This window comes from Shewanella sp. S1-49-MNA-CIBAN-0167, assembly GCF_040310145.1.
GTDB classification, from domain to species: domain Bacteria; phylum Pseudomonadota; class Gammaproteobacteria; order Enterobacterales; family Shewanellaceae; genus Shewanella; species Shewanella psychromarinicola.
The window spans coordinates 60,881-82,502 of record NZ_JBEOPO010000009.1; the positions used below are offsets into that span (position 1 = coordinate 60,881).

Consider the following 21,622-nt stretch of genomic DNA (forward strand, 5'->3'; position numbering starts at 1 on the left):
CCACTATTACCATAGTGGGGGCGGGCTGATTTCACCCTAAAAGATTTGCATAACAAGCCCGCTTCTCATCACCTGAAGCGGGCTTTTTTGTTTTTAATTATAGTCATTTGATTTTAATTTAATGTTGTCACTAGTATGAGTGACAAGGAGAGCGACATGAAAGTAATGAAATTTGGTGGGACATCGCTGGCGAATTGGCCTCGCTTTTTGATGGCGGCAGACATTATTGCTGACACGGCTTCGACAGAATCAGTTGCTACGGTACTTTCAGCTCCGGCCACAGTGACTAATGCACTTTTAGAAATGGTCGATATAGCGGTTAAACAACAAGACTATCAACCCGTGTTAGACCATATTGATACTGTGTATAGCGAACTCTTTTCTGACGCAGCAGTATCACTTATAACGGCTCATCAGCATGGCTTACTGGTTGAAAAATTAGCTGCGCAGATGCAAGTTTGGAAAGACAAACTTTACGGCATTAAATTATTGGGCGAATGCCCTGATAGTGTTCGCGCAGAAATAGTGGTCACAGGTGAACGTTTATCTGCTGCATTGATGGAACAAGTTATGCTGGCAAAAGACATCACTTCAGCACAATTAGATCCAGTTGCGTTATTTTTAGCGCATGGACAGCCATTGGAATCGGTCGTCGATATTGCCGTGAGCAAACCTCGTTTTTCTGTTCTGCCTTTAGATCAGTATCGCGTGTGGGTTATGCCAGGTTTCACCGCTGCCGATGTTCATGGCAAAGTGGTGACATTAGGGCGTAATGGTTCTGATTATTCAGCTGCAGTGCTAGCCGCTTGTTTAGATGCCTCTAGTTGTGAAATTTGGACTGACGTTGATGGGGTTTACAATACTGACCCTCGTGTGGTCGCAGATGCTAAATTATTGTCACAATTAAGCTATCAAGAAGCCATGGAGTTATCTTATTTTGGTGCGAAAGTATTACACCCCAAAACCATTGGACCGATTGCTCAATATCATATTCCTTGTTATATCAAAAACAGTTTCAATCCATCGGCTCCCGGCACGCTAGTGTCTAATGACGATGATAAAACCGGTTTGCAAGTAAAGGCTATTTCAAATCTCGATAACCAAACCATGTTTAATGTCTCTGGTCCAGGTATGAAAGGCATGGTTGGCATGGCAAGTCGTACTTTAGCGGCCATATCTCGGAGTGGTATCTCGGTATCTCTTATCACTCAAAGTTCATCGGAATACAGTATCAGTTTTTGTGTGGCTACCCTCGATGCTAGCAAAGCTAAATGGGCTTTAGAGCAAGAGTTTGAACTTGAAATTAAAAGTGAATTACTTGAACCAATTGAGTTACGTGAAGGCTTGTCGATTGTGTCATTGATTGGTGATGGCATGAAAACCCACAAAGGCGTAGCGGCTAAGTTTTTTACTGCGTTAGCTAAAGCCAGTGTCAATATTGTTGCTATTGCGCAAGGATCATCAGAGCGCTCAATTTCAACGGTAATCCAGCAGAAAAAAACCAAACATGCTATTGGGGCATGTCATCAAGCCTTTTTTGATGTACAACAGTATCTTGATGTCTTTTTAGTGGGCAGTGGTAATGTTGGCGCGGGTTTATTAGAGCAAATTAAGCAGCAAAGCGCGATGTTAAAAGAGCAGCACATTAGTATTCGTGTTTGTTGTATCGCCAATTCACGTCAAATGCTGTTAAACAGTGACGGTCTTGAGCTTAGTGAGTGGCAATTATTATTGACCGAAAAAGGCCAACCGTATGATTTACCTAAGCTACTTGAGTGGGGGCAAGAGCAACAATTGCTTAATCCTGTATTGGTTGATTGTACTTCAAGCGAGCTAATCTCAGACCGTTATCTCGATGTAATGAATGCCGGTTTCCATGTCGTTACGCCAAACAAAAAGTCGAACACTCGTGATTATGCTTACTATCAAGCATTGCGTAAAACGGCATTAACTCAACGTCGTCAATTTTTGTATGAAACGACGGTAGGTGCAGGTTTACCCGTTATCGATAACCTTAAAAAACTGATGTATGCGGGTGATAAGCTACATAAGTTTAATGGTATTTTATCTGGGTCGTTATCGTATATTTTTGGTATGTTAGACGAAGGCATGAGCCTATCTCAAGCGACCGCGATTGCCCGCGATAAGTGTTTTACTGAGCCCGACCCCCGAGATGACCTCAGTGGTATGGATGTGGCGCGTAAGGTGTTAATTTTAGCCAGAGAAGTGGGTTTACCTTTAGAACTCGATGATATTAATGTTGAGTCTGTATTACCGGCTCATTTTGATGACTCAGGCGATGTAAACCAGTTTATGGCTAACCTTCCTTCATTGGATGCTGACATCTCTGCCCGAGTTGCGGCGGCAAAAGCCGAGGGAAGAGTACTGCGTTATGTAGGCCAAATCGAAGCGGGCTTATGTTATGTCCGAATTGTTGAGGTTGATGCAACCGACCCGCTATACAGCGTAAAAGGTGGCGAGAATGCGCTGGCGTTTTATAGCCGCTATTATCAGCCCATTCCTTTTGTGCTAAGGGGCTACGGTGCAGGCATCGACGTCACGGCAGCTGGCGCCTTCGCTGACGTATTAAGAACCCTAAATTGGACCCGTGAGGTGGGTCTATGAGTCAGGTGTTAAATATTAGTCAGAAAATGCTAACTGTTTATGCTCCTGCATCAATGGGTAATGTTGGCGTTGGCTTTGATTTGCTGGGTGCTGCATTAGCGCCAGTCGATGGGTCATTGTTGGGTGATAGGGTGATGATTAGCGGCGCTGAAGAAGGTGTTCATTTTAGCCAAGTCGGTCCGTGGGCACATAAGTTACCGGCAGATGGCAAGGACAATATCGTCTATCAATGTGCTGAGTTTTTCTTAGATAAACTTCAAAGACAAGATGGGGTAACCGTTTGTCTGGAAAAAAACCTTCCTGTAGGCAGTGGCTTAGGCTCAAGTGCTAGTTCAGTTGTTGCTGGACTATATGCGTTAAATGAATATTTTGGACTACCGTTTGACCAGCAAGCCTTATTAGGATTGATGGGTGAGTTTGAAGGTAAAATATCCGGTAGCGTACATTATGACAATGTGGCGCCTTGCTACTTAGGTGGCATGCAATTAATGCTTAATTCTCGTGACAAAGCCTGTGCCGTTATTCCTAGCTTTGATAATTGGTATTGGGTGGTCGCTTATCCTGGTATTTCATTATCTACTGCCAAAATGCGGGCATTATTACCTGAACAATATGATAAATCTGTTGCGATTGATTTCGGTCGTCACTTAAGTGCATTTGTTCACGCAAGTTATCAGCAAGATGCTGCACTGGCGATTGAAATGCTAAAAGATGTCCTGGCTGAACCTTATCGAGCGGCGTCGATCCCTGGCTATACCGATGCTCGAGCAGCGTTAACTGAATTAGGCATGCTGACGACAGGGATTTCTGGCAGTGGCCCAACACTGTTTAGTGTGACTGACGATTTAGCCACAGCAGAAAAAGCCAAAGATTGGTTAATGGAACATTATATTTCTGAGTCAGGTGGCTTTACTCATGTTTGTAAATTAGATCAGCTTGGCACGCGCTGCGTGTAACTCACACTCTTTGGTATTATGCATATTGAAATTTAAAAGGTAGTCGCAATGGAATTATATAATTTAAAGCACCCATCGCAGGTAGTTAACTTCAGTCAGGCTGTTCAGCTTGGTTTAGGCCAAGATCGCGGGCTATTTTTCCCGACATCAATCCCTGTATTGGCTGATATCGATGCATTATTGGCACTACCCTTTGCTGAGCGTAGCAAAAAAGTGTTGGGCGCTTGGTTAGCCGATGAGCTAGGGCAGGAAAGTGTTGATAAGCTAGTGGATAAGGCCTTTACCTTTGATGTGCCGCTAAGCAAGGTTGATGAGAAACGTGCCTGTTTAGAGCTTTTCCATGGGCCAACATTGGCCTTTAAAGATTTTGGCGCGCGGTTTATGGCCCAATGCATTGATTTACTTGCTGGAAATAAAAAACTGACTATTTTAACGGCGACATCTGGTGATACTGGTGCCGCAGTAGCAGATGCCTTCTATGGCCTAGATAACGTCAATGTGATGGTGCTATACCCAAAAGGTAAAATCAGCGAGCTGCAAGAAAAGATGTTTACCACCTTAGGCAAAAATATTCATACTGTGGCGGTAACAGCTGACTTTGATGCCTGTCAGGATTTAGTCAAACAAGCTTTTGATGATAGTGATGTTCGTGATGATTTAGCGTTAAACTCTGCTAATTCAATTAATATCAGCCGATTACTGGCGCAAATTTGTTACTACTTTGAAGCTGTCGCGCAAGCCAAACAAGCTGGCTATGATGAGATTGTCATGGCAGTACCCAGTGGTAACTTTGGTAACTTAACCGCGGGTTTATTTGCTAAAGCCATGGGCTTACCGATTAAACGCTTTATTGCTGCCACCAACAGTAATGACACTGTACCGCGTTACCTTGTGGAGGGAAAATGGCAACCGCATAAAACAGTGGCAACCATGTCAAATGCGATGGATGTGTCTGAGCCAAGTAATTGGCCTCGTGTTGAAGCTATCTGCGGGCAAATGGGCTGGCCATTGTCTTTGGTATCGGGTTTAGCGTTGTCGGAGGACGATACCTCGGCGGCGTTAGCAGAACTGTATCGTTTAGGTTATCAATCTGAACCTCATGCGGCCATCGCAGCCCATGCATTAACACTCGGTCTTGATGGCAACGAAAAAGGTATCTTTCTTGGTACCGCCCATCCTGCCAAGTTTAAGGATGTGGTTGACCGTGAGTTATCAATTAATTTGCCCTTGCCTCCTGAGTTGGCTGCGGTTGTAGAAAAAGATATTTTGTCAGCACAGTTACCCGCAGACTTTGAGCAACTCAAAGCACATATGTTTGCTGTATTGAAATAGTCTACTTTTTCAAATGTCTACCACTTTATATCAATTTAATCGATATAAGGTGGTAGATATATTTCAATATTATGATCTTGGTCATACCTCAAAAGGTTTATACCAGTGTAGATTAGTAAATAGTGCGTTATTGGCTATTATTTATAGATTGGCGTTTGTAAAAGAGATTACGGGAGAAGACTATGTTGCAACGTTTAATGCAAGATCATAAGCATATTGCCATTTTGTTGAATATTCTTTCCAATAAATTGACTCGATTGGCCGATGGTCAAGGCGTAAATTTTAATCTGGTTAGAGATATTGTTGAGTACATGCAGGGTTATGCTGAACACAGTCATCATCCATTAGAAGATATCATTTTTGATTATTACAGTAATAAAACTGGCCAAGCAAATTGTGGTCAGTTGTATAATGAACATCATCGTTTAGCTGAAACATCAGGCGCTTTAGTGTATAGCTTGAATATGATTTTATCTGATGTGGTGATTTCACGTGAAAAGCTGATTAACGATCTGCAAGAGTATATTGAGCTACAACAACGACATATGCAGTATGAAGAGCGAGAAGTGTTTCCCAATTTTATTAAGACGTTGGACGATAGTGATTGGCAAAAAATCACCGTCTTATGCCAGAAACGGTTAATTGAAGATCCATTATTTAATGACAATGATAAAACGATTTTTGAAGATTTACGTGACTATATTGAACATGCGGATAATAAATGATGCACTTATTCTTGTACTAGAGGGCTTTGATGTCCATTAATGGTCAAGCTGAATAAATCTTGTCAACAAAAAGAGCGCATTAAGCGCTCTTTTTGTTGATTTTATCGTTAAGCTTTCATTGTGATTGGACCCAATTAAAGCACTAATGTGTTGACATCAAAATCGAATGAATCGTCAATATCTTGCAATTCCTTGAGTAAACGCTGTTTATCCTTAATGGCTTCAATTTCACGCCATTTTCGTTTTTTTGACGAGCTTTTTGAACGGCTTGGTCTTTCAACAACTTCGTCTAGCGCACCACCATAGTCTAATCTATCCATGGTAACCTCCCTTGTTATTATGATGTCTCTGTAAATAGATATCATATTTCAACCATAGGGTGCAACATTTACGTTTCATTTGCGTTTCATTTGCATTACTAAATAGTTAAAGTTTAATGCGTTATATCGATGTTTTAGTTAGCCTTTAACGATATTTTTCAATATATATCCTGACAATAAAAAAACACCCCCAACAGTGTTAAAGGTGTTTTTGATAAATAAGTTTCCTATCGAGTGTGTTAAGTCTTAAAGCTGTCCCTGACGATACAGGTTGATTAACGCATTACTTGATGAGTCTAACTGTGTCGCTCCTTCTTTAGCGCCAATACGGTCTAATACGTCATTGCCTAGCTGTTTACCTAATTCAACTCCCCACTGATCAAATGAATTGATTTGCCATATAGCGCCTTGAACAAACGTTTTGTGCTCGTACAACGCAATTAACGCTCCTAATGTCGTTGGCGTTAGTTTGTTCATCAGTAGAGTATTGCTCGGTTTGTTACCTGACATTACTTTATGCTTGGCAATAAGCGCTATTTGAGCATCGTCCAACGGACTATTACTGAGTTCAGCAAGAGCTTCATCATAAGTTCGGCCTTGCATTAACGCTTGGGTTTGGCCAAAGCAATTTGATGCAAGTTGGTCATGATGTTTACCGAGCGGATTATGGCTTTGCAACGGCATGATAAAGTCTGCAGGAATAAGAGCGGTACCTTGATGCAACAACTGATGATATGCATGTTGACCATTAGTGCCTTCACCGCCCCAAATGACCGGGCCAGTGCTGTAATCAACATCTGTACCGTCCAGAGTCACTGATTTACCATTACTCTCCATGTCTAACTGCTGGAAATATGCAGGTAGTCCGCGCAGATTATGATCATAGGTCAAAATGACATGTGCTTGAGCACCATGGAAGTTGCCATATAATACCGACAACATCGCCATTATCACTGGCATGTTTTGCTCAATAGGCGTATTAACAAAATGCTCATCCATTTGATGAGCACCCTCTAACAAGGCTATAAAGTTATCCATGCCGATAAGCAGAGCAATAGGTAAACCAATGGCTGACCATAATGAGTAACGTCCGCCAACCCAATCCCACATTGGGAATATGTTGTTAGCGTCCATCCCAAACTCTGTTGCTTTAGCCACATTGGATGTCACAGCCACAAAGTGTTTGGCGACATCTTGTTGGCTTGCCCCTTGGGCTAAAAACCAATCTTTAGCGCTAAGGGTATTGGTTAGTGTCTCTTGGGTATCGAATGATTTTGACGACATCACAAACAATGTGGTTTCAGCATTGAGGTGGATTAATTTTTCACAAATAGAGCTCGCATCAACGTTAGCGACAAAATGACAGTTAAGCCCATCTCGCCAATAGGGTCTTAACGCTTGAGAAACAATTTTAGGTCCAAGAAATGAGCCTCCAATACCGATACTAACGATATCTGTAATCGCTTTACCGGTATAACCTTTCCAATCACCAGACTGAACCGAGCCAACAAATTTAGCCATTTTGGCTAATGTTTGCTGCACTTCAGGAACGATATTCGCGCCTTCAGCAATAATTGTTTGAGTGGCTTTACTGCGCAATGCTGTGTGTAAAACTGAGCGTTGTTCAGTATTGTTAATCACATCGCCATTGAACATTGCAGTAATCTTTTCACTCAGTTTTGCTTCTTTAGCGAGAGAGAATAGCAGCTTAAGTGTTTCATCGTTCACACGGTTTTTAGAGTAATCTAAAAACAGACCACAAGCCGCAACGCTCATTTGCTCAAAACGTTGTGGGTTTTGAGCAAACAATTCGCGCATGTGAGGAAGTTGACTTGTATGGTTTTTTAGCGCTTTCCAAGTCGTGCTTTGAGTCAGTGTCGTCACGAGTAAAGCCTCCAACTAGCTTAATTTTATTTTTAGCATAACTTCAAGTTTACTTTGGTCGATAGCAAAGTTACGAATACCTTCAGCTAATTTATCAACTGCCATTGGCTCTTCATTAAACGCCCAACGGAATTGTGCTTCAGTTAATGCTGTCGGAGCCGCATGTGTTGATGACGTCGCCACTAATTTTCGGCTAATTTCCACATCAGTATTGGCTAACTCTTCTAATAATGCAGGGCCAATCGTTAGACGGTCACAACCTGCTAATTCGATAATCTCACCTATGTTTCTAAAACTGGCACCCATCACAACCGTGCTATAACCATGCTGCTTGTAGTAGTTGTAAATTTCAGTTACAGAGACCACACCAGGATCCGTTTCAGCGGTGTAATCTTGGCCGGTGTCTTTTTTATACCAATCTAAAATGCGGCCAACAAAAGGCGAAATGAGGTAAGCACCAGCTTCTGCACACGCTCTTGCTTGAGCAAAGCTAAACAGTAATGTTAGGTTGCAGTTGATGCCTTCTTGTTCAAGTACTTTGGCAGCGCAAATTCCTTCCCAAGTGGAGGCTAGTTTAATGAGAATACGTGATTTATCAATTCCGGCTTCTTGGTATAATTTGATTAGCTTGTGCGCTTTGTCAATTGAGCGTTGTTTGTCAAAAGATAACCGAGCATCTACTTCTGTTGAAATACGGCCTGGGACTATTTTTAAAATTTCTATACCGATATTCACGGCTAGTTTATCACCAGCATCTTCAATTTGTTGTTCAATACTGTGGCTTTGCGTTTTGGCCCATTCAATTGCATTCTCAATCAGAAAAGCGTATTGCGGGATCTGAGAGGCTTTTAAAATAAGTGATGGGTTGGTTGTTGCGTCTTGAGGCTGGTACCGCTTAATCGCCTCTATGTCGCCGGTATCTGCAACGATGGTAGTGAATGACTTGAGTTGCGCGAGTGTACTGGTCATGTAAATTTCCTCTCGATAAGCAATGAATATAGATCAATGCCTTTATTAGAAGCGATTTTAGTGATTATTCCAACTTTATTTGTAAAAAAATTACCAAATATTAGGTAATTTTTACTTAATTAACGCCGGTATTGTTGCTAAATAGACAGAATGGGTCGCTTAATATGATTAATACTTCCAGTTCTAGTATCGCAACGTCAGTGATAGCCTCTGCTACACTGTTTTTTACGTTGTTCTTAAAATAAAAAAGTCGCTGCGAGCAGCGACTGTAAAGTATAGCGTATCAATATTAAAATTAACGTAATACTACGCGCTTTTCGGTACCCGTCACGATAGCTTCGATACGACGGTTTACACGGTTAGCTTCAGCTGAACTACCTTGAATAACAGGTTTAGTCACACCATAGCCAATTGAATCAATACGGCTAGTGTTGATCCCGTATTTTTGGTTTAGCGCTTTAGCAACTGAATCGGCACGACGCTCAGAAAGCTTCATGTTATATGCTGCTTTACCTACGTTAGACGCATGGCCTTCAATCGATACCGTGTGTTGTGGATTCTTGTTTAAGAAATTGGCTAATTTATTTAAATCGTCCAATGAACCCTTACGGATAACCGCTGAATCGTTAGCAAACAAAATGCCGCCTAAGTCATGCTTAGTGGTGATGTATTCATAAACACTACAACCTGTCGCATCAACTTTGTGGGTTAAAGGGGTATTCGGACATTTGTCCATGTTGTCTGTTACGCCATCTTTGTCAGCATCACCAGGTGCTGCGACAACCATCGGTGCTGCCACTGGAGCGGCTGCAGGAGCGCTAGTACCAAAACGGTAACTTAGTTCAAGACCCCAGTAGTTGCTTTCCATTGACAGTGTATTCCACTTTTCTTCGTCAAGGTTTTCATAACGACGGTACTTAGCTTGTAACTTTAGATTGTCAGTCACGTTATAACCAATACCAGCACCTAAGTAGGGTGCAATACCGCTATCACTGTAGTATTCAGTGTTGTATTCTTTTTTGTTAGAGATTAAATAGTTAAGTGCACCTGCTTCAGCAGATAAACTCCACTTGTCTGCCAGTGGGTAAAAACCAACAAAACCTAATGACATACCACGAGCACCAACATCATTACGCTTGTTTGAATAATCAGTCCATTCAGCACGGCCAAGGTCACGATAACCCAGTTCGATACCAACATAGTCGTTAAATAAATATCCACCAAATACATCCCATGCATATGGGTCATCTTCACCACACACTTTCATGGTTTTTTGATCGCAATTTGGTTCATAGTTGTTGACGCCTAAACCCCCACCAACGTACCAAGGTGTTAGTTGTTCTGCCGCAGATGCAGCAAAAGGTAATAGAGAGGTAAGTAATACTACTTTTAATGTGTTCTTCATCATATATACGTCCATTGTTATTTTACTCCAAAAATGCATGTAACGGAGTTGTTACTGTTATGCATTACTGACGCTTAATGTGGGGTTTCTTTGTATTTTTAGTCAGCGTCGCAATTATGGGTGGTAATGAGAGGTTTATCTATAGTAAGAAAGATTAATTTTTGGTCATAATTAATTTAATGGCGCTGTTGATAAATAGATGTTTCATTGAAAAAATTGCTAAAAAAGAAACTAAGTATGATTGAGTTTATATTTATAAAATATTGAATAATAATTGTTAAAATCATCTATGTTTTTTACGTTAGTTTCATACGGTCAACATAATTAGTTTTATACGGTCAACATAATTATTTTTTTGAATGGTAAAAGCAAAAATACGCCCTGAAGGCGTATTTTTGTTGTCTAAAGTGACTTCGTTTTAACGAGTCCACACCCAGTTTTCGATCTCTTCTGGGTCAACACCGTTTGCTTTGATATAGTTTTTGTGATCTACCAAGCGTTGTAACATGTCGGTAGTGATGGTCACATGTTGTGTTTCATCAATCACGCCTTGCTGGAACAACTTGTAAGCCATATCGATAACTAAGTGGTAGCGAGAGGTACCGTTACGTACGCCCATATCAAATGGAGTCGTCGTTGAACCTTCTTCTTCATAACCCTTAATACGGAAACGACGGTTACCTTTATAATCGAATACCAGTTTCTTGATGGTATTTGGGTAACCATGGTAGTTAAATACCACGCCTTTGTCTTGGGTGAACACTTCGTCCATCATCCAAGGCTTGCTTTGGAACTTAAGATTACCTAAACCGCTGCTGTGAAGTTCTGACACACTCACAAAACGGATACGCACTCTTGGTAGGATCTCACGGATGAGTACTAGTGAGGCCATACATTCTTGAGTTGCATAGTCGCCACAACCCGCTAATACCACATCTGGATTTTCATCAGAGGCAAAGTCCCACACCATAACGCCGTCTTTAGCTTGCTTACGGGCTTCATCCAGTGATAACCACTGTGGTAGTGACTTTTTACCGGCAACAATAATATTCAATTTGTCTCTGTCAGCATAAGCTTTTTCGGTATAGACCAAGGTGCTGTTAGCATCTGATGGTAAATAAGCAGAGATAATGTTTGGGTGCTTCTCTAACATAGCGCCTAGGAAAGACGGGTTCTGATGAGAATAACCGTTGTGATCTTGACGCTCTAGTAGCGATGATAATACGACGTTACATGCTGGAATTGGCTTACGGAAATGGATCCCTTGGCTTGCATGGACATATTTACAGTATTGGTCAGCCATTGATGACACTACCTGAGAGAAAGACTCGTAGGTAGGGAACATGCCATGGCGGCCCGTTACTGTGTAACCATGTAACATACCAAACAACAAGTTTTCAGATAATAATTCAATAACACGGCCGTCGCGAGACATATCTTGGTCCCAACTTTCTATCGGCCACTGCCATGAACGGTCAGTTTCTTCAAACACAGCTTGTAGTTGATTAGAATAAGTTTCATCAGGACTGAAGATACGTAGGTTTCGTTGATCACGGTTTAGCTTGAACGCATCACGCATCCACTCACCCATTTTCAACATTGAGAAACCACGTTGACCACGAGGCGTTTCTGAACCATAACCTAGTTTACTTAAGTCTGGATTAGCTAAAGCACGAACCACTTCACCGCCGTAGCTTAGACGTTGACGACCACAGCATAAATCTTTTGGTGGCATTAATGATAAAATGTCTTTATCAAATATTAATTCACCGCTTTCAGTAGTTTGTACTAGTTCGTCGAACTTATAGCTCGCTAACCACTTATCAAGTGCTTCAAGGTGCCCTTTATCTTTAGCACAATTGCTCACAATAACTTGGTGAGATTCGCAGTTACCTTCTAGTTTTTTACCCTCATATTCAGCGGTACCCGTCCAACCTTTTGAGGTTCTCATTAAAATAACCGGCCAGCGTGGTTTGACAACATCTTCGCCAGAACGGGCACGGCGTTGAATGTCATTGATCATGTCATAAGACAAGTCCATTGCCGCAGTCATTTGTTCAAAGATATCGGTTTCCATTTCATCATCAACGATGATTGGGTGATAACCAAGACCACGGAATTCTAAATCGAGTTCTTCATGGCTCATACGTCCCATACGGGTAGGGCCAGATATTTTGTAACCGTTAATATGCACGATTGGCAGTACAGCACCGTTGTGCTCTGGTGACACTAAACGGTTAGCATACCAAGACGCAGCTAATGGACCTGTTTCTGCTTCACCGTCACCGATTAAACAGGCGGCAATAAGATTTGGGTTATCTAATACAGAGCCCCAAGCAACTGAAAGTGAATAGCCAAGCTCACCACCTTCTAATATTTGACCTGGCGCTTCTGGGTTTGCATGTGATGGATAACCGTAAGCGGCGGAGAATTTTTTACAGATATCTTCGATACCTGTTTCTGTAAATGGAATGGTCTCTGGATAGAAATGACTTAATGAGCCTTCCATAAATAAGTTAGCTTGCACCGCTGGGAAACCATGTCCCGGGCCTACAAGATAAAGAAACTCACGCTTGTGCTTAACGATTAGACGGTTTACGTTGGCATAAACAAAGTTGATCCCCGGGCATGTGCCCCAATGGCCTAAAAGGCGTGGTTTAATGTCTGTGTGCTCTAAATGGCGTTTATAAAGCACGTTTTGCTTTAGGTAAATTTGTGACGTCGCAAGGAAGTTCGTTGCTCTAACGTATTTCTTCAGCGCGATTATTTCATGTGAGTCTGTCATAGTTGCCTCGTTCAAAGGGAAAAGCATTAATAATCTATCTTAAGAATACTGTATTTGTAATTTAGTTACAATAACGTGGCCTTTATCTAACTTTTGAATAATGAATTTCGCTTTAGAGCGCATTTTGAGAGGTTTGTAGTTAATTAGTTGAAATTTAACTACACTTTTACGAAATTTTAAACATAGAGCATTTAGATGAGAAATGATAAAGTGTGATGGAACTCACTTGTTGCATTTCAATTAAGGTTTTCTGCAGCGCAGAAAAATACATCTAGTCGTATATCGCTTACAAACAAGTGGCCTTAGTATTCTCAGTCCTTGATAATCAATACCTATTTATACGCCATAGGTTGGTTTTTTATGGCAAGTTAGCCAAGGTATTTGAGTTTATTTTTATCGTTAGACTCATAACAGTATAGATTCTGTTTTATTATGTGGCTTATATTCAGTGCAATAGCCTGGACTAAAATAATAATATTATTCACGGGGAAGATTAGACAATATGGCAATGTTAGAAACGATTATTAATTTTATGAATAGCTTGCTTTGGGGCAAGTTATTGGTTTATGGGCTGGTGGGAGCTGGATTGTTTTTTACCATTCGTCTCGGTTTTATTCAAGTAACACATTTTGTTCATGGTATTAAAGTATTGACGATTAGCCGTCGTCCAGGCAAGCATGGCTTATCATCATTTCAAGTTTTTTGTACCAGTATGGCGGCGCGCGTGGGGGCGGGTAATATGGCCGGTGTGGCCGTTGCAATTGGTACTGCAGGCCCGGGTGCCGTGTTTTGGATGTGGGCTATTGCGGTACTGGGTATGGCAACAGCAATGATTGAGTCGACGCTTGCCCAAGTCTATAAAGTGACCGATAGTGATGGCCAGTACCGCGGTGGACCTGCATATTATATGGAGAAAGGTCTTGGCCAACGCTGGATGGGCGTGGTTTTCTCTTTATTGTTAATTGTAGCTTTTGGGTTAGTCTTTAATGCCGTTCAAGCCAACACCATTACCGGCGCGATGACTCAGGTTTTTGGTTTTGAGCCATTCGATGTCGGAATTGTTATTGTGCTCTGCAGTGCTTTTGTCATTGTTGGTGGCCTTAAGAAAGTAGCTAAAGTCTCTGAGTTAATTGTGCCTGTTATGGCGATTGCTTACATCGCGATCGCATTGGTTGTAGTGGCAATGAATATTGAAAAGTTACCCGACATATTTATGCTGGTAATTAATAGTGCATTTGGCTGGCAAGAAGCCGCTGCTGGTGGTGTTGCATATAGTGTTGCTCAAGCAATGCAAGCGGGTATTGCCCGAGGATTGTTTTCAAATGAGGCCGGAATGGGCAGTGCGGCAAACGTTGCGGCTAGTGCATCGCCAAACCCTAATCATCCAGCGTCACAAGGTTTTGTGCAAATGATGGGGGTTTTTGTCGATACTATTGTTATTTGTACTGCAACAGCCGCGATTATTTTATTGTCAGGAGATGCTGCAGCGAGTTCTGATGGTATAGCCAAAACCATTAGTGCCTTGACGAGTCATGTTGGCGAGTGGGGTGGTGCATTTATTGCTTTTGCCATTTTACTGTTCTGCTTTACTTCTATTATTGCTAACTATTCTTATGCAGAAACCAATGTGATGTTTTTGTTTGGCAATAGTAAAAAGGCCTTACCGTTATTTCGTGTCGTGGTGTTAGGCATGGTGATGTTTGGCTCGCTAGCCAAAATTAGCTTGGTGTGGGATTTAGCCGATGTCTCAATGGGATTAATGGCCATTGTTAACATTGTTGCACTGGTGTTGTTATCTGGTCTCGCGATCCGAGTCATTAATGATTATCGTGAGCAGATTGATGCCGGTATAGATCCTATTTTTGATACCAGTAAGTTTCCGGAGTTAGCCGATCAACTAGAAGAAAATATTTGGCCTAATTCGAGTGAACCCGTTAATAAATAAGTTTTGTCTATTAACCTAATCGAAAAAACCATGCGAGTACGGCATGGTTTTTTTACATCAATTTAGTATGATAACAATATGATTTTATCTGGAGCAGACTTATGTTGGTTTTAGTTTCACCTGCGAAAACATTAGATTTCGAAAACCCACCTATTACCAATACTCATACTCAGCCGAGTTTGCTTAAACAAAGCCAAACATTGATGGATGTATGCCGTGCATTAACACCAATGGATATTGCCAGCCTGATGAAGGTGAGTGATAAAATCGCTGGGCTTAATGCGGCTCGTTTTGCCGAGTGGCAGCCCCCATTTACGCTCGATAATGCCAAACAAGCTATTTTTGCGTTTAGAGGTGATGTATACACGGGGTTTGATGCAGATAATTTATCTGAGTCACAAATGGCTTCTAGTCAACAGCACCTGCGTATTTTATCTGGCTTATATGGTGTGCTTAAACCGTTAGATTTAATTCAACCTTATCGTTTAGAGATGGGAACAAAATTGACTAACGCTAAAGGCAGTAACTTATATGCTTTTTGGGGGGATATTATTACTAGTGAAGTGAATCTGGCGTTAAAAGAGCAGGGTGACGATATCATTGTCAATCTGGCCTCGAATGAGTACTTTAAATCGGTCAAAGTGAACCAGCTTGAAGGGCAGTTAATTACGCCAATGTTTAAAGATTTCAAAAGCGGTCAATTTAAAGTGATTAGTTTTTATGCTAAAAAAGCCCGTGGATTGATGGCTCGTTATATCGTTGATACCAAACCCGCTACTGTTGAGCAATTAACCGAGTTTGATCTTCAAGGTTATTATTACAGCAAAGCACAATCAACGGCGACAGAACCGGTGTTTTTACGAGATGAACAAAAGTAACTCATTTGAAAATAATAATATTAGGACAAAATGAGTACAATAAAAAAGCCCTTAAATGAGGGCTTTTTGAGTTATTAAGATAGGTTCTTTGTAGAGATAAAACGGATTAGTGCTGTTGTTTTTTCTGGGTAACCGGTCTTAAAGTAATTTCTGATTGCGCCATCATATAAGCAAATTGAGCATAAGCCGCCGCACTTTGTGCCAGTTTTTTTGGATCAATTTTATCCAATGTATCATTCGGCGTATGGTGATAATCAAAGTAATCAGTACCATCTTGATTTAATGACGCGACCGGAACGCCTAATGCTGGCAGCATAGACACATCTGGTCCGCCTGAGGCTTGGTTATTACCGAGTTCAACCCCGTTTAGCGTTATGGCTGAGTGTTGTTGTTTCACCTGTTCAAATGTGGCGGGGTTAACATTAAAATCAATTTTATAGACAGGTCCTGCGCCAAAATCAGATTCTGCAGCAATATAATGCTTGTCTAACTCATCCGCATGCTGCGCTGCATAGGCTTTACCACCGACCATACCGACTTCTTCCGCAGCGTATAATACCACTCGAATTGTGCGTGCTGGTTTTTGTGGTAAGTCTTGGATAAGTTTAGCTGCGGTGGTAACAATCGCGACACCTGCACCATCATCAATCGCACCTGTACCTTCATCCCATGAATCAAGATGAGCGCCAAGAAGGACTATTTCGTCTGGTTTACTGCTACCAGTGACTTCTGCGATAACATTATAAGAAGTGGCAATTCCTAAGTTTTCTGAGGTCATGTTCAAGGATAGCGTGATGTTAGGATCTCGCTTTAACATCGCATTAATTAAATCGGCATCGGGATTCGACATCGCCGCGGCGGGTATTTTAGGCGTCCCTTCTTCATAACGCATCATGCCAGTATGGGCCATTCTGTCATGATCGGTCCCAATAGAACGGATCACGATTGCCACTGCACCTTTTTGTGCGGCAACGATAGCACCACGGGAACGACCACCAACGGCTTCACCATAACCTTTCCCAGTAATATGGCGTTCAGTTTTGTGGTCGATAAACACAATCTTGCCTTCGATGCGCCCAGGCGAGGCATTGGTTAACTCTTCTAAGCTATCAAAACGTACTATGGAAGCTTTAAGACCATTAATGGGCGTAGCGACACTGCCACCTAAGGCTGTGATCACCAACGGCTGTTCATAAGGAGATACTATGCTTGCGCGGGCGGTCCCTCTAGACCAAGCAGGCACTTGGACTGATTCTTTATAAACTCTATCAAATCCGAGTAACCACAGTTTTTCCATGGCCCAATCAACAGCGATAATATCTTTATCTGTTCCAGTCAATCGTGGACCCACTTCGACCGTCAGCGATTCAACAATGTCATAGCTCAAACTCGATGATAAGGCTTGTTTGGCTAACAGCAGACTGATTTGGGCATCATCTGACTGATTAATGATCAGATTATCGCCCGCCGTTTTTGATGGTGAGGTTGCTTGGCAGCCAACAATAGCGACAAATACCGCTCCGACGAGAGTGGCTCTGTAATAGTTTTTCATGAGTTTCCTTTGATTATTATAGCTAAGTCTCATTTTTCACAACAATCTAGCAAAAAGTGTGCTTCATGTCCCGACTCTATTTGTAAGGGAACGCTATATTAGAGTGGGGATCGATGAGGAGAAGAGCGCGTGATGAATATAGAAAAAATGCAACATCAAGCAGATCATGCAGTCGTGTTGCTAAAAGCTTTAGCAAATGAACGTAGATTATTTATTTTGTGTCATCTTCTTAATGAAGGTGAAATGTGTGTTGGCGAAATGAATAAGAAGTTGGGCTTAAGCCAATCGGCTTTATCTCAACATTTAGCATGGCTTCGTAAAGACAATTTAGTCTGTACTAGGAAAGAAGCTCAAACTGTTTTCTATTCATTAAAAAGTGATGAGGTAAAAGAGTTAATTCAAGTATTGAACAATATGTACTGTTACTAAATTAACTCCGCAAACGTCTTAACTGATACATCTCATTAATGGTGTCTTAAGTTAAGGCGTTTAGTTTTATTAACGCAGTTATTAACCCTAATAATGCTGTGCGCGTTTGTACCCAATAAATTCCAATACGTTTATACCTCATACTACCAATGTGTCAGTGTGATAAATACTGTCAACGATCATCTCAAGCGCTTCATTTCAAATAGACATTGGCGAAAGTTTCCATTCTGTCTGCCGCCCACTCTGTACCCCTGCTTCTCTTGTTAAGTCGTTAGAACCTATAAAATCTTAGCCGCGAAGCTGTTCCTATCTCTGAGATGAAAAGCGGTAGGGAACGATGACAAGCGATACAAGCGGTGGTAAGCGATGATAAGCGATGATAAGCGATGGCAAGCGATGATAAGCGATGATAAGCGATGATAAGCGATGATAAGCGATGATAAGCGATGATAAGCGATGATAAGCGGTGATAAGCGATGGTAAGCGATGACAAACGATAGCAAGCGGTGGCAAGCGGTGGCAAGGACAAGATCCTAGCAGTGTAGCGACCTAGATCTTATAGAGAGGGTAAAACTTAGATATAAAAAAACCGGCCGAGGCCGGTTTTTTGGATCTTAATCTACAAAAAACTAAGCTGCAATAGCTTTGATTTTTGCGTTTAAGCGAGCCTTCTGACGAGCGGCTTTATTCTTGTGAATAATGCCTTTAGTCGCCATACGGTCAACAATTGGTTGTGCAGTAGCAAACGCTTCTGTAGCCGCTTTATGATCACCGCTTTTGATAGCAGCGATGACTCTTTTAACGTATGTACGTAACATAGAGCGACGACTAGCGTTATGCTGGCGACGCTTTTCAGACTGAAGCGCGCGCTTCTTTGCAGACTTGCTATTAGCCAAGGTGCAACTCCTAAAAACTGGATTTGATACTTTTAAGGCCGAGGAATATGCCTGCTTTTTGTCGTCTTGTCAACGACTATAGTTGAATAATAATCATAAAGATAAATTAATCCAACCTAGCATGCCAAACTTCAACCCAACTCGTGTAATATGTGGCGTAATTCTACCAGCTCTTCGGTCTGTGTGACAGCGTTAGAATAGAATATTTATTATAAATCCCATTAATTTCTTAGAAGTGACCGAGTGTCTGGGGGCTGTTTGAGCAAAAAATTATTTAAATCAGGTCTAATTGTCAGTGTTATGACGCTGATTTCCCGAGTATTAGGCTTAGTTCGCGATGTGGTAATCGCCAATTTAATGGGGGCGGGTAGTAGTGCGGATGTATTCTTTTTTGCTAATAAAATACCTAACTTTTTAAGACGTTTATTTGCTGAAGGGGCTTTTGCGCAGGCATTTGTGCCAGTACTGACTGAGTATCAGGAGAACATGACTCCAGAAGATACTCGTGAGTTAATCAGTAAGGTTGCTGGTACCTTAGGCGTACTAGTGACTATTGTGACTTTGTTTGGGGTCGTTTTTTCACCCGTATTAGCGGCCCTTTTTGGTGGCGGGTGGTTCGTCGATTGGCTCAATGACGGGCCTAATGCCGAAAAGTTCGAACTTGCATCAGTTATGTTAAAAATTACTTTTCCCTATTTGTGGTTTATCACCTTTACGGCCTTGGCGGGCTCGATACTCAACACCCGTGGACGATTTGCTGTATCAGCCTTTACGCCTGTATTTTTGAATGTTGCAATTATTGCGGTAGCTTTATGGTATGCGGACACCTTAGAAAATCCTGAAATTGGTTTAGCTTGGGGGGTCTTTTTTGGTGGTCTGATTCAGTTTTTGTTCCAAATCCCCTTTTTAATTCGTGAGAACGTGCTCGTTAAGCCAACGTGGGGATGGAATCATCCTGGTGTGGTAAAAATTAGAACCTTGATGATCCCAGCCTTATTTGGTGTGTCTGTTTCACAAATTAATTTATTGTTCGACACTTTTATAGCCAGTTTCTTGATGACGGGATCGATAAGTTGGTTGTATTACGCTGACCGCCTATTGGAGTTCCCTTTAGGATTATTTGGCATTGCCATTGCCACAGTGATTTTGCCTGCATTATCGCAAAAACATGTTAATGCCCAAGGCACTGGGTTTAATCAAACCATGGACTGGGGCGTTAAAGCCATTTTGCTATTAGGCACTCCGGCGATGTTAGGGTTAATTATTCTGGCCAAACCTATGCTGATGGTGTTGTTTATGCGCGGAGCCTTTAGTCTTAATGACGTTGAAATGGCGTCCTACAGCTTGGTTGCATACGGTTGTGGCTTATTGAGTTTTATGATGATTAAAGTGTTAGCGCCGGGATACTACTCGCGTCAAGACACTAAAACACCAGTTAAATATGGCATTATTGCCATGGTCAGCAATATGGTGTTTAACCTTATTTTTGCTATTCCATTTGGCTACGTGGGCTTAGCCATTGCGACATCAATGTCTGCACTATTAAATGCGAGTTTGTTATATCGCGGTTTACACAAAGCGGGCGTTTATCAAATGAGTCGACAAACGTTATTTTTCTCATTAAAAGTGATCATTTCTACAGCCTTAATGACCATTGCCATTATTTATTTTATGCCACAACAAAGCGTATGGCTTGAATGGCAAACCTTTGAACGTATGTTTATGTTGATTGAGCTTATTGTAGGCGGTGCAGTTATTTATTTGTTGAGTTTACTGGCATTGGGCGTTCGGCCTTGGAAAATTAAACGCCAGGGATAATTTCCTAAGGTGAACCACCGACCGAGGATCGGCAGGTTATCCTAAATCCTGTGTAATAATCTGAGCCTGAAACTCGCATCTAACATTGGTTTGGGTATATAATCTGCCGATTTGCTATAGGCAGTATTGAGCGTAATGGAATTAATCCGCGGTATACACAATATTTTACCTTCTCATCATGGTTGCGTTTTGACCATAGGGAATTTTGATGGTGTCCATCGTGGTCATGCGCAGGTGATCAGCTGCTTGGTTAGTAAAGCGCATCATTTTCAATTACCTGCAACAGTAATGACCTTTGAGCCTCAGCCACAAGAACGCTTTCGTGGTGCTGATGCTCCCGCTCGTCTCAGTCTTCTGCGCGATAAAATTAGATTACTCGATGAGCTTAAAATTGACCAGCTACTCTGTATCAATTTTACTGCCGCTTTTGCTAATCAACCTGCTGAAGCGTTTATTGAAGAGTTATTAGTCAAAAAACTCGGGGTTAAATATCTCGTCGTGGGTGATGACTTTTGCTTTGGTAAAGGCCGCGAAGGTACTTTTGACATGCTCGTTGCTGCAGGTAAGCAATTTGGTTTTACGGTTGTCAGTACACAAAGCTTTGTGGTTGGGTCGTCGCGAGTAAGTTCTACGGCTGTAAGAGAACAACTGGCGTTAGGGAATTTAGAACAAGCAAGACGTTTATTGGGACATCCGTTCATTTTAAGTGGTAGGGTTGCTCACGGACAAAAATTAGGCCGTACAATCGGTTTTCCAACGGCAAATATAGCATTAAAGCGTAACGTTGTGCCTGTTCGAGGGGTATTTGCTGTGCGTTTGTATTGGGATGGCAGCGATATTTATGACGGTGTGGCTAATGTAGGGTTCAGGCCCACTGTAAATGGCCAAACCTGCAGATTAGAAGTCCATTTGTTTGATTTTAGCGGTGATTTATACGGCAAACGAGTGGAAGTAGAATTAATAGCAAAAATCCGTGATGAGCAACCCTTTGAGTCATTGGATGCGCTAAAAAAACAAATTTTAAATGATGCAAATGAAGCTCGCGCTTTATTTAGCAACGATGCTAGCTGAAATGAATCAGCTTTAATAATGGTATGGGATCA

16 protein-coding genes are annotated in these 21,622 nt (G+C 41.7%); 9 read left to right on the plus strand and 7 right to left on the minus strand.

Features of this window, described 5'->3' with window-relative positions:
• Window positions 1-156 precede the first annotated feature (156 nt).
• The 4 genes from thrA (at window position 157) to AAEZ00_RS05975 (ending at window position 5,638) form a co-directional block, all read left to right on the plus strand.
• Window positions 157-2,625 carry a bifunctional aspartate kinase/homoserine dehydrogenase I gene (thrA, locus tag AAEZ00_RS05960; protein ID WP_124012225.1) on the plus strand — a complete coding sequence of 823 codons (2,469 nt, stop codon included), beginning with the start codon at window positions 157-159 and terminating at the stop codon, window positions 2,623-2,625.
• Entirely contained in the window at window positions 2,622-3,581 is a 960-nt protein-coding gene (gene thrB, locus AAEZ00_RS05965; RefSeq protein WP_206191822.1) for a homoserine kinase, read from the plus strand. The genes thrA and thrB overlap by 4 nt, the downstream gene beginning before the upstream one ends.
• Window positions 3,582-3,629: 48 nt before the next feature.
• Complete coding sequence (gene thrC / locus AAEZ00_RS05970; protein WP_124012224.1) at window positions 3,630-4,913, plus strand: threonine synthase; 1,284 nt, start codon at window positions 3,630-3,632, stop codon at window positions 4,911-4,913.
• Between the two features lie 182 nt (window positions 4,914-5,095).
• Window positions 5,096-5,638 (plus strand): hemerythrin domain-containing protein, encoded by a 543-nt coding sequence (locus AAEZ00_RS05975; protein ID WP_124012223.1) that lies wholly within the window; start codon window positions 5,096-5,098, stop codon window positions 5,636-5,638.
• 134 nt (window positions 5,639-5,772) lie between these two features.
• On the opposite strand, the gene AAEZ00_RS05980 is transcribed toward AAEZ00_RS05975, so the two are convergent.
• The 5 genes from AAEZ00_RS05980 to AAEZ00_RS06000 form a co-directional block, all read right to left on the minus strand.
• Window positions 5,773-5,958 (minus strand): DUF3545 family protein, encoded by a 186-nt coding sequence (locus AAEZ00_RS05980; protein WP_101034559.1) that lies wholly within the window; start codon window positions 5,956-5,958, stop codon window positions 5,773-5,775.
• Between the two features lie 246 nt (window positions 5,959-6,204).
• The gene (gene pgi, locus AAEZ00_RS05985) at window positions 6,205-7,842 is read right to left on the minus strand and encodes a glucose-6-phosphate isomerase (protein WP_124012222.1); all 1,638 of its coding nucleotides are present in this window, start codon (window positions 7,840-7,842) and stop codon (window positions 6,205-6,207) included.
• Between the two features lie 15 nt (window positions 7,843-7,857).
• On the minus strand, window positions 7,858-8,811 hold the full coding sequence (tal, locus tag AAEZ00_RS05990; protein ID WP_124012221.1) for a transaldolase: 954 nt from the start codon (window positions 8,809-8,811) through the stop codon (window positions 7,858-7,860).
• Window positions 8,812-9,106: 295 nt separating this feature from the next.
• Window positions 9,107-10,219 carry an OmpA family protein gene (locus AAEZ00_RS05995; RefSeq protein ID WP_164839451.1) on the minus strand — a complete coding sequence of 371 codons (1,113 nt, stop codon included), beginning with the start codon at window positions 10,217-10,219 and terminating at the stop codon, window positions 9,107-9,109.
• A 415-nt stretch (window positions 10,220-10,634) separates the two neighbouring features.
• Window positions 10,635-13,001: a phosphoketolase family protein gene (locus tag AAEZ00_RS06000; RefSeq protein WP_124012219.1), complete on the minus strand. Its 2,367-nt coding sequence runs from the start codon at window positions 12,999-13,001 to the stop codon at window positions 10,635-10,637.
• 508 nt (window positions 13,002-13,509) lie between these two features.
• Between AAEZ00_RS06000 and AAEZ00_RS06005 the strand changes: the two genes are divergently transcribed.
• Both AAEZ00_RS06005 and yaaA read left to right on the plus strand, forming a co-directional pair.
• The gene (locus AAEZ00_RS06005; protein ID WP_101034838.1) at window positions 13,510-14,946 is read left to right on the plus strand and encodes an alanine/glycine:cation symporter family protein; all 1,437 of its coding nucleotides are present in this window, start codon (window positions 13,510-13,512) and stop codon (window positions 14,944-14,946) included.
• Between the two features lie 101 nt (window positions 14,947-15,047).
• Complete coding sequence (yaaA, locus tag AAEZ00_RS06010; protein WP_351088439.1) at window positions 15,048-15,824, plus strand: peroxide stress protein YaaA; 777 nt, start codon at window positions 15,048-15,050, stop codon at window positions 15,822-15,824.
• A gap of 106 nt (window positions 15,825-15,930) precedes the next feature.
• On the opposite strand, the gene AAEZ00_RS06015 is transcribed toward yaaA, so the two are convergent.
• Entirely contained in the window at window positions 15,931-17,376 is a 1,446-nt protein-coding gene (locus AAEZ00_RS06015; RefSeq protein ID WP_351075922.1) for a M20/M25/M40 family metallo-hydrolase, read from the minus strand.
• A gap of 132 nt (window positions 17,377-17,508) precedes the next feature.
• On the opposite strand from AAEZ00_RS06015, the gene AAEZ00_RS06020 reads away from it, so the two are divergent.
• The gene (locus AAEZ00_RS06020) at window positions 17,509-17,805 is read left to right on the plus strand and encodes an ArsR/SmtB family transcription factor (protein ID WP_101034566.1); all 297 of its coding nucleotides are present in this window, start codon (window positions 17,509-17,511) and stop codon (window positions 17,803-17,805) included.
• Window positions 17,806-18,434: 629 nt separating this feature from the next.
• Here AAEZ00_RS06020 and rpsT read toward each other — a convergent pair.
• Window positions 18,435-18,701 (minus strand): 30S ribosomal protein S20, encoded by a 267-nt coding sequence (gene rpsT / locus AAEZ00_RS06025; RefSeq protein ID WP_101034567.1) that lies wholly within the window; start codon window positions 18,699-18,701, stop codon window positions 18,435-18,437.
• 258 nt (window positions 18,702-18,959) lie between these two features.
• On the opposite strand from rpsT, the gene murJ reads away from it, so the two are divergent.
• Together murJ and ribF are read left to right on the plus strand one after the other, a co-directional pair.
• Entirely contained in the window at window positions 18,960-20,519 is a 1,560-nt protein-coding gene (gene murJ / locus AAEZ00_RS06030; RefSeq protein ID WP_351075917.1) for a murein biosynthesis integral membrane protein MurJ, read from the plus strand.
• Window positions 20,520-20,654: 135 nt separating this feature from the next.
• Window positions 20,655-21,590 carry a bifunctional riboflavin kinase/FAD synthetase gene (gene ribF / locus AAEZ00_RS06035; protein ID WP_351075914.1) on the plus strand — a complete coding sequence of 312 codons (936 nt, stop codon included), beginning with the start codon at window positions 20,655-20,657 and terminating at the stop codon, window positions 21,588-21,590.
• Window positions 21,591-21,622: the final 32 nt, after the last annotated feature.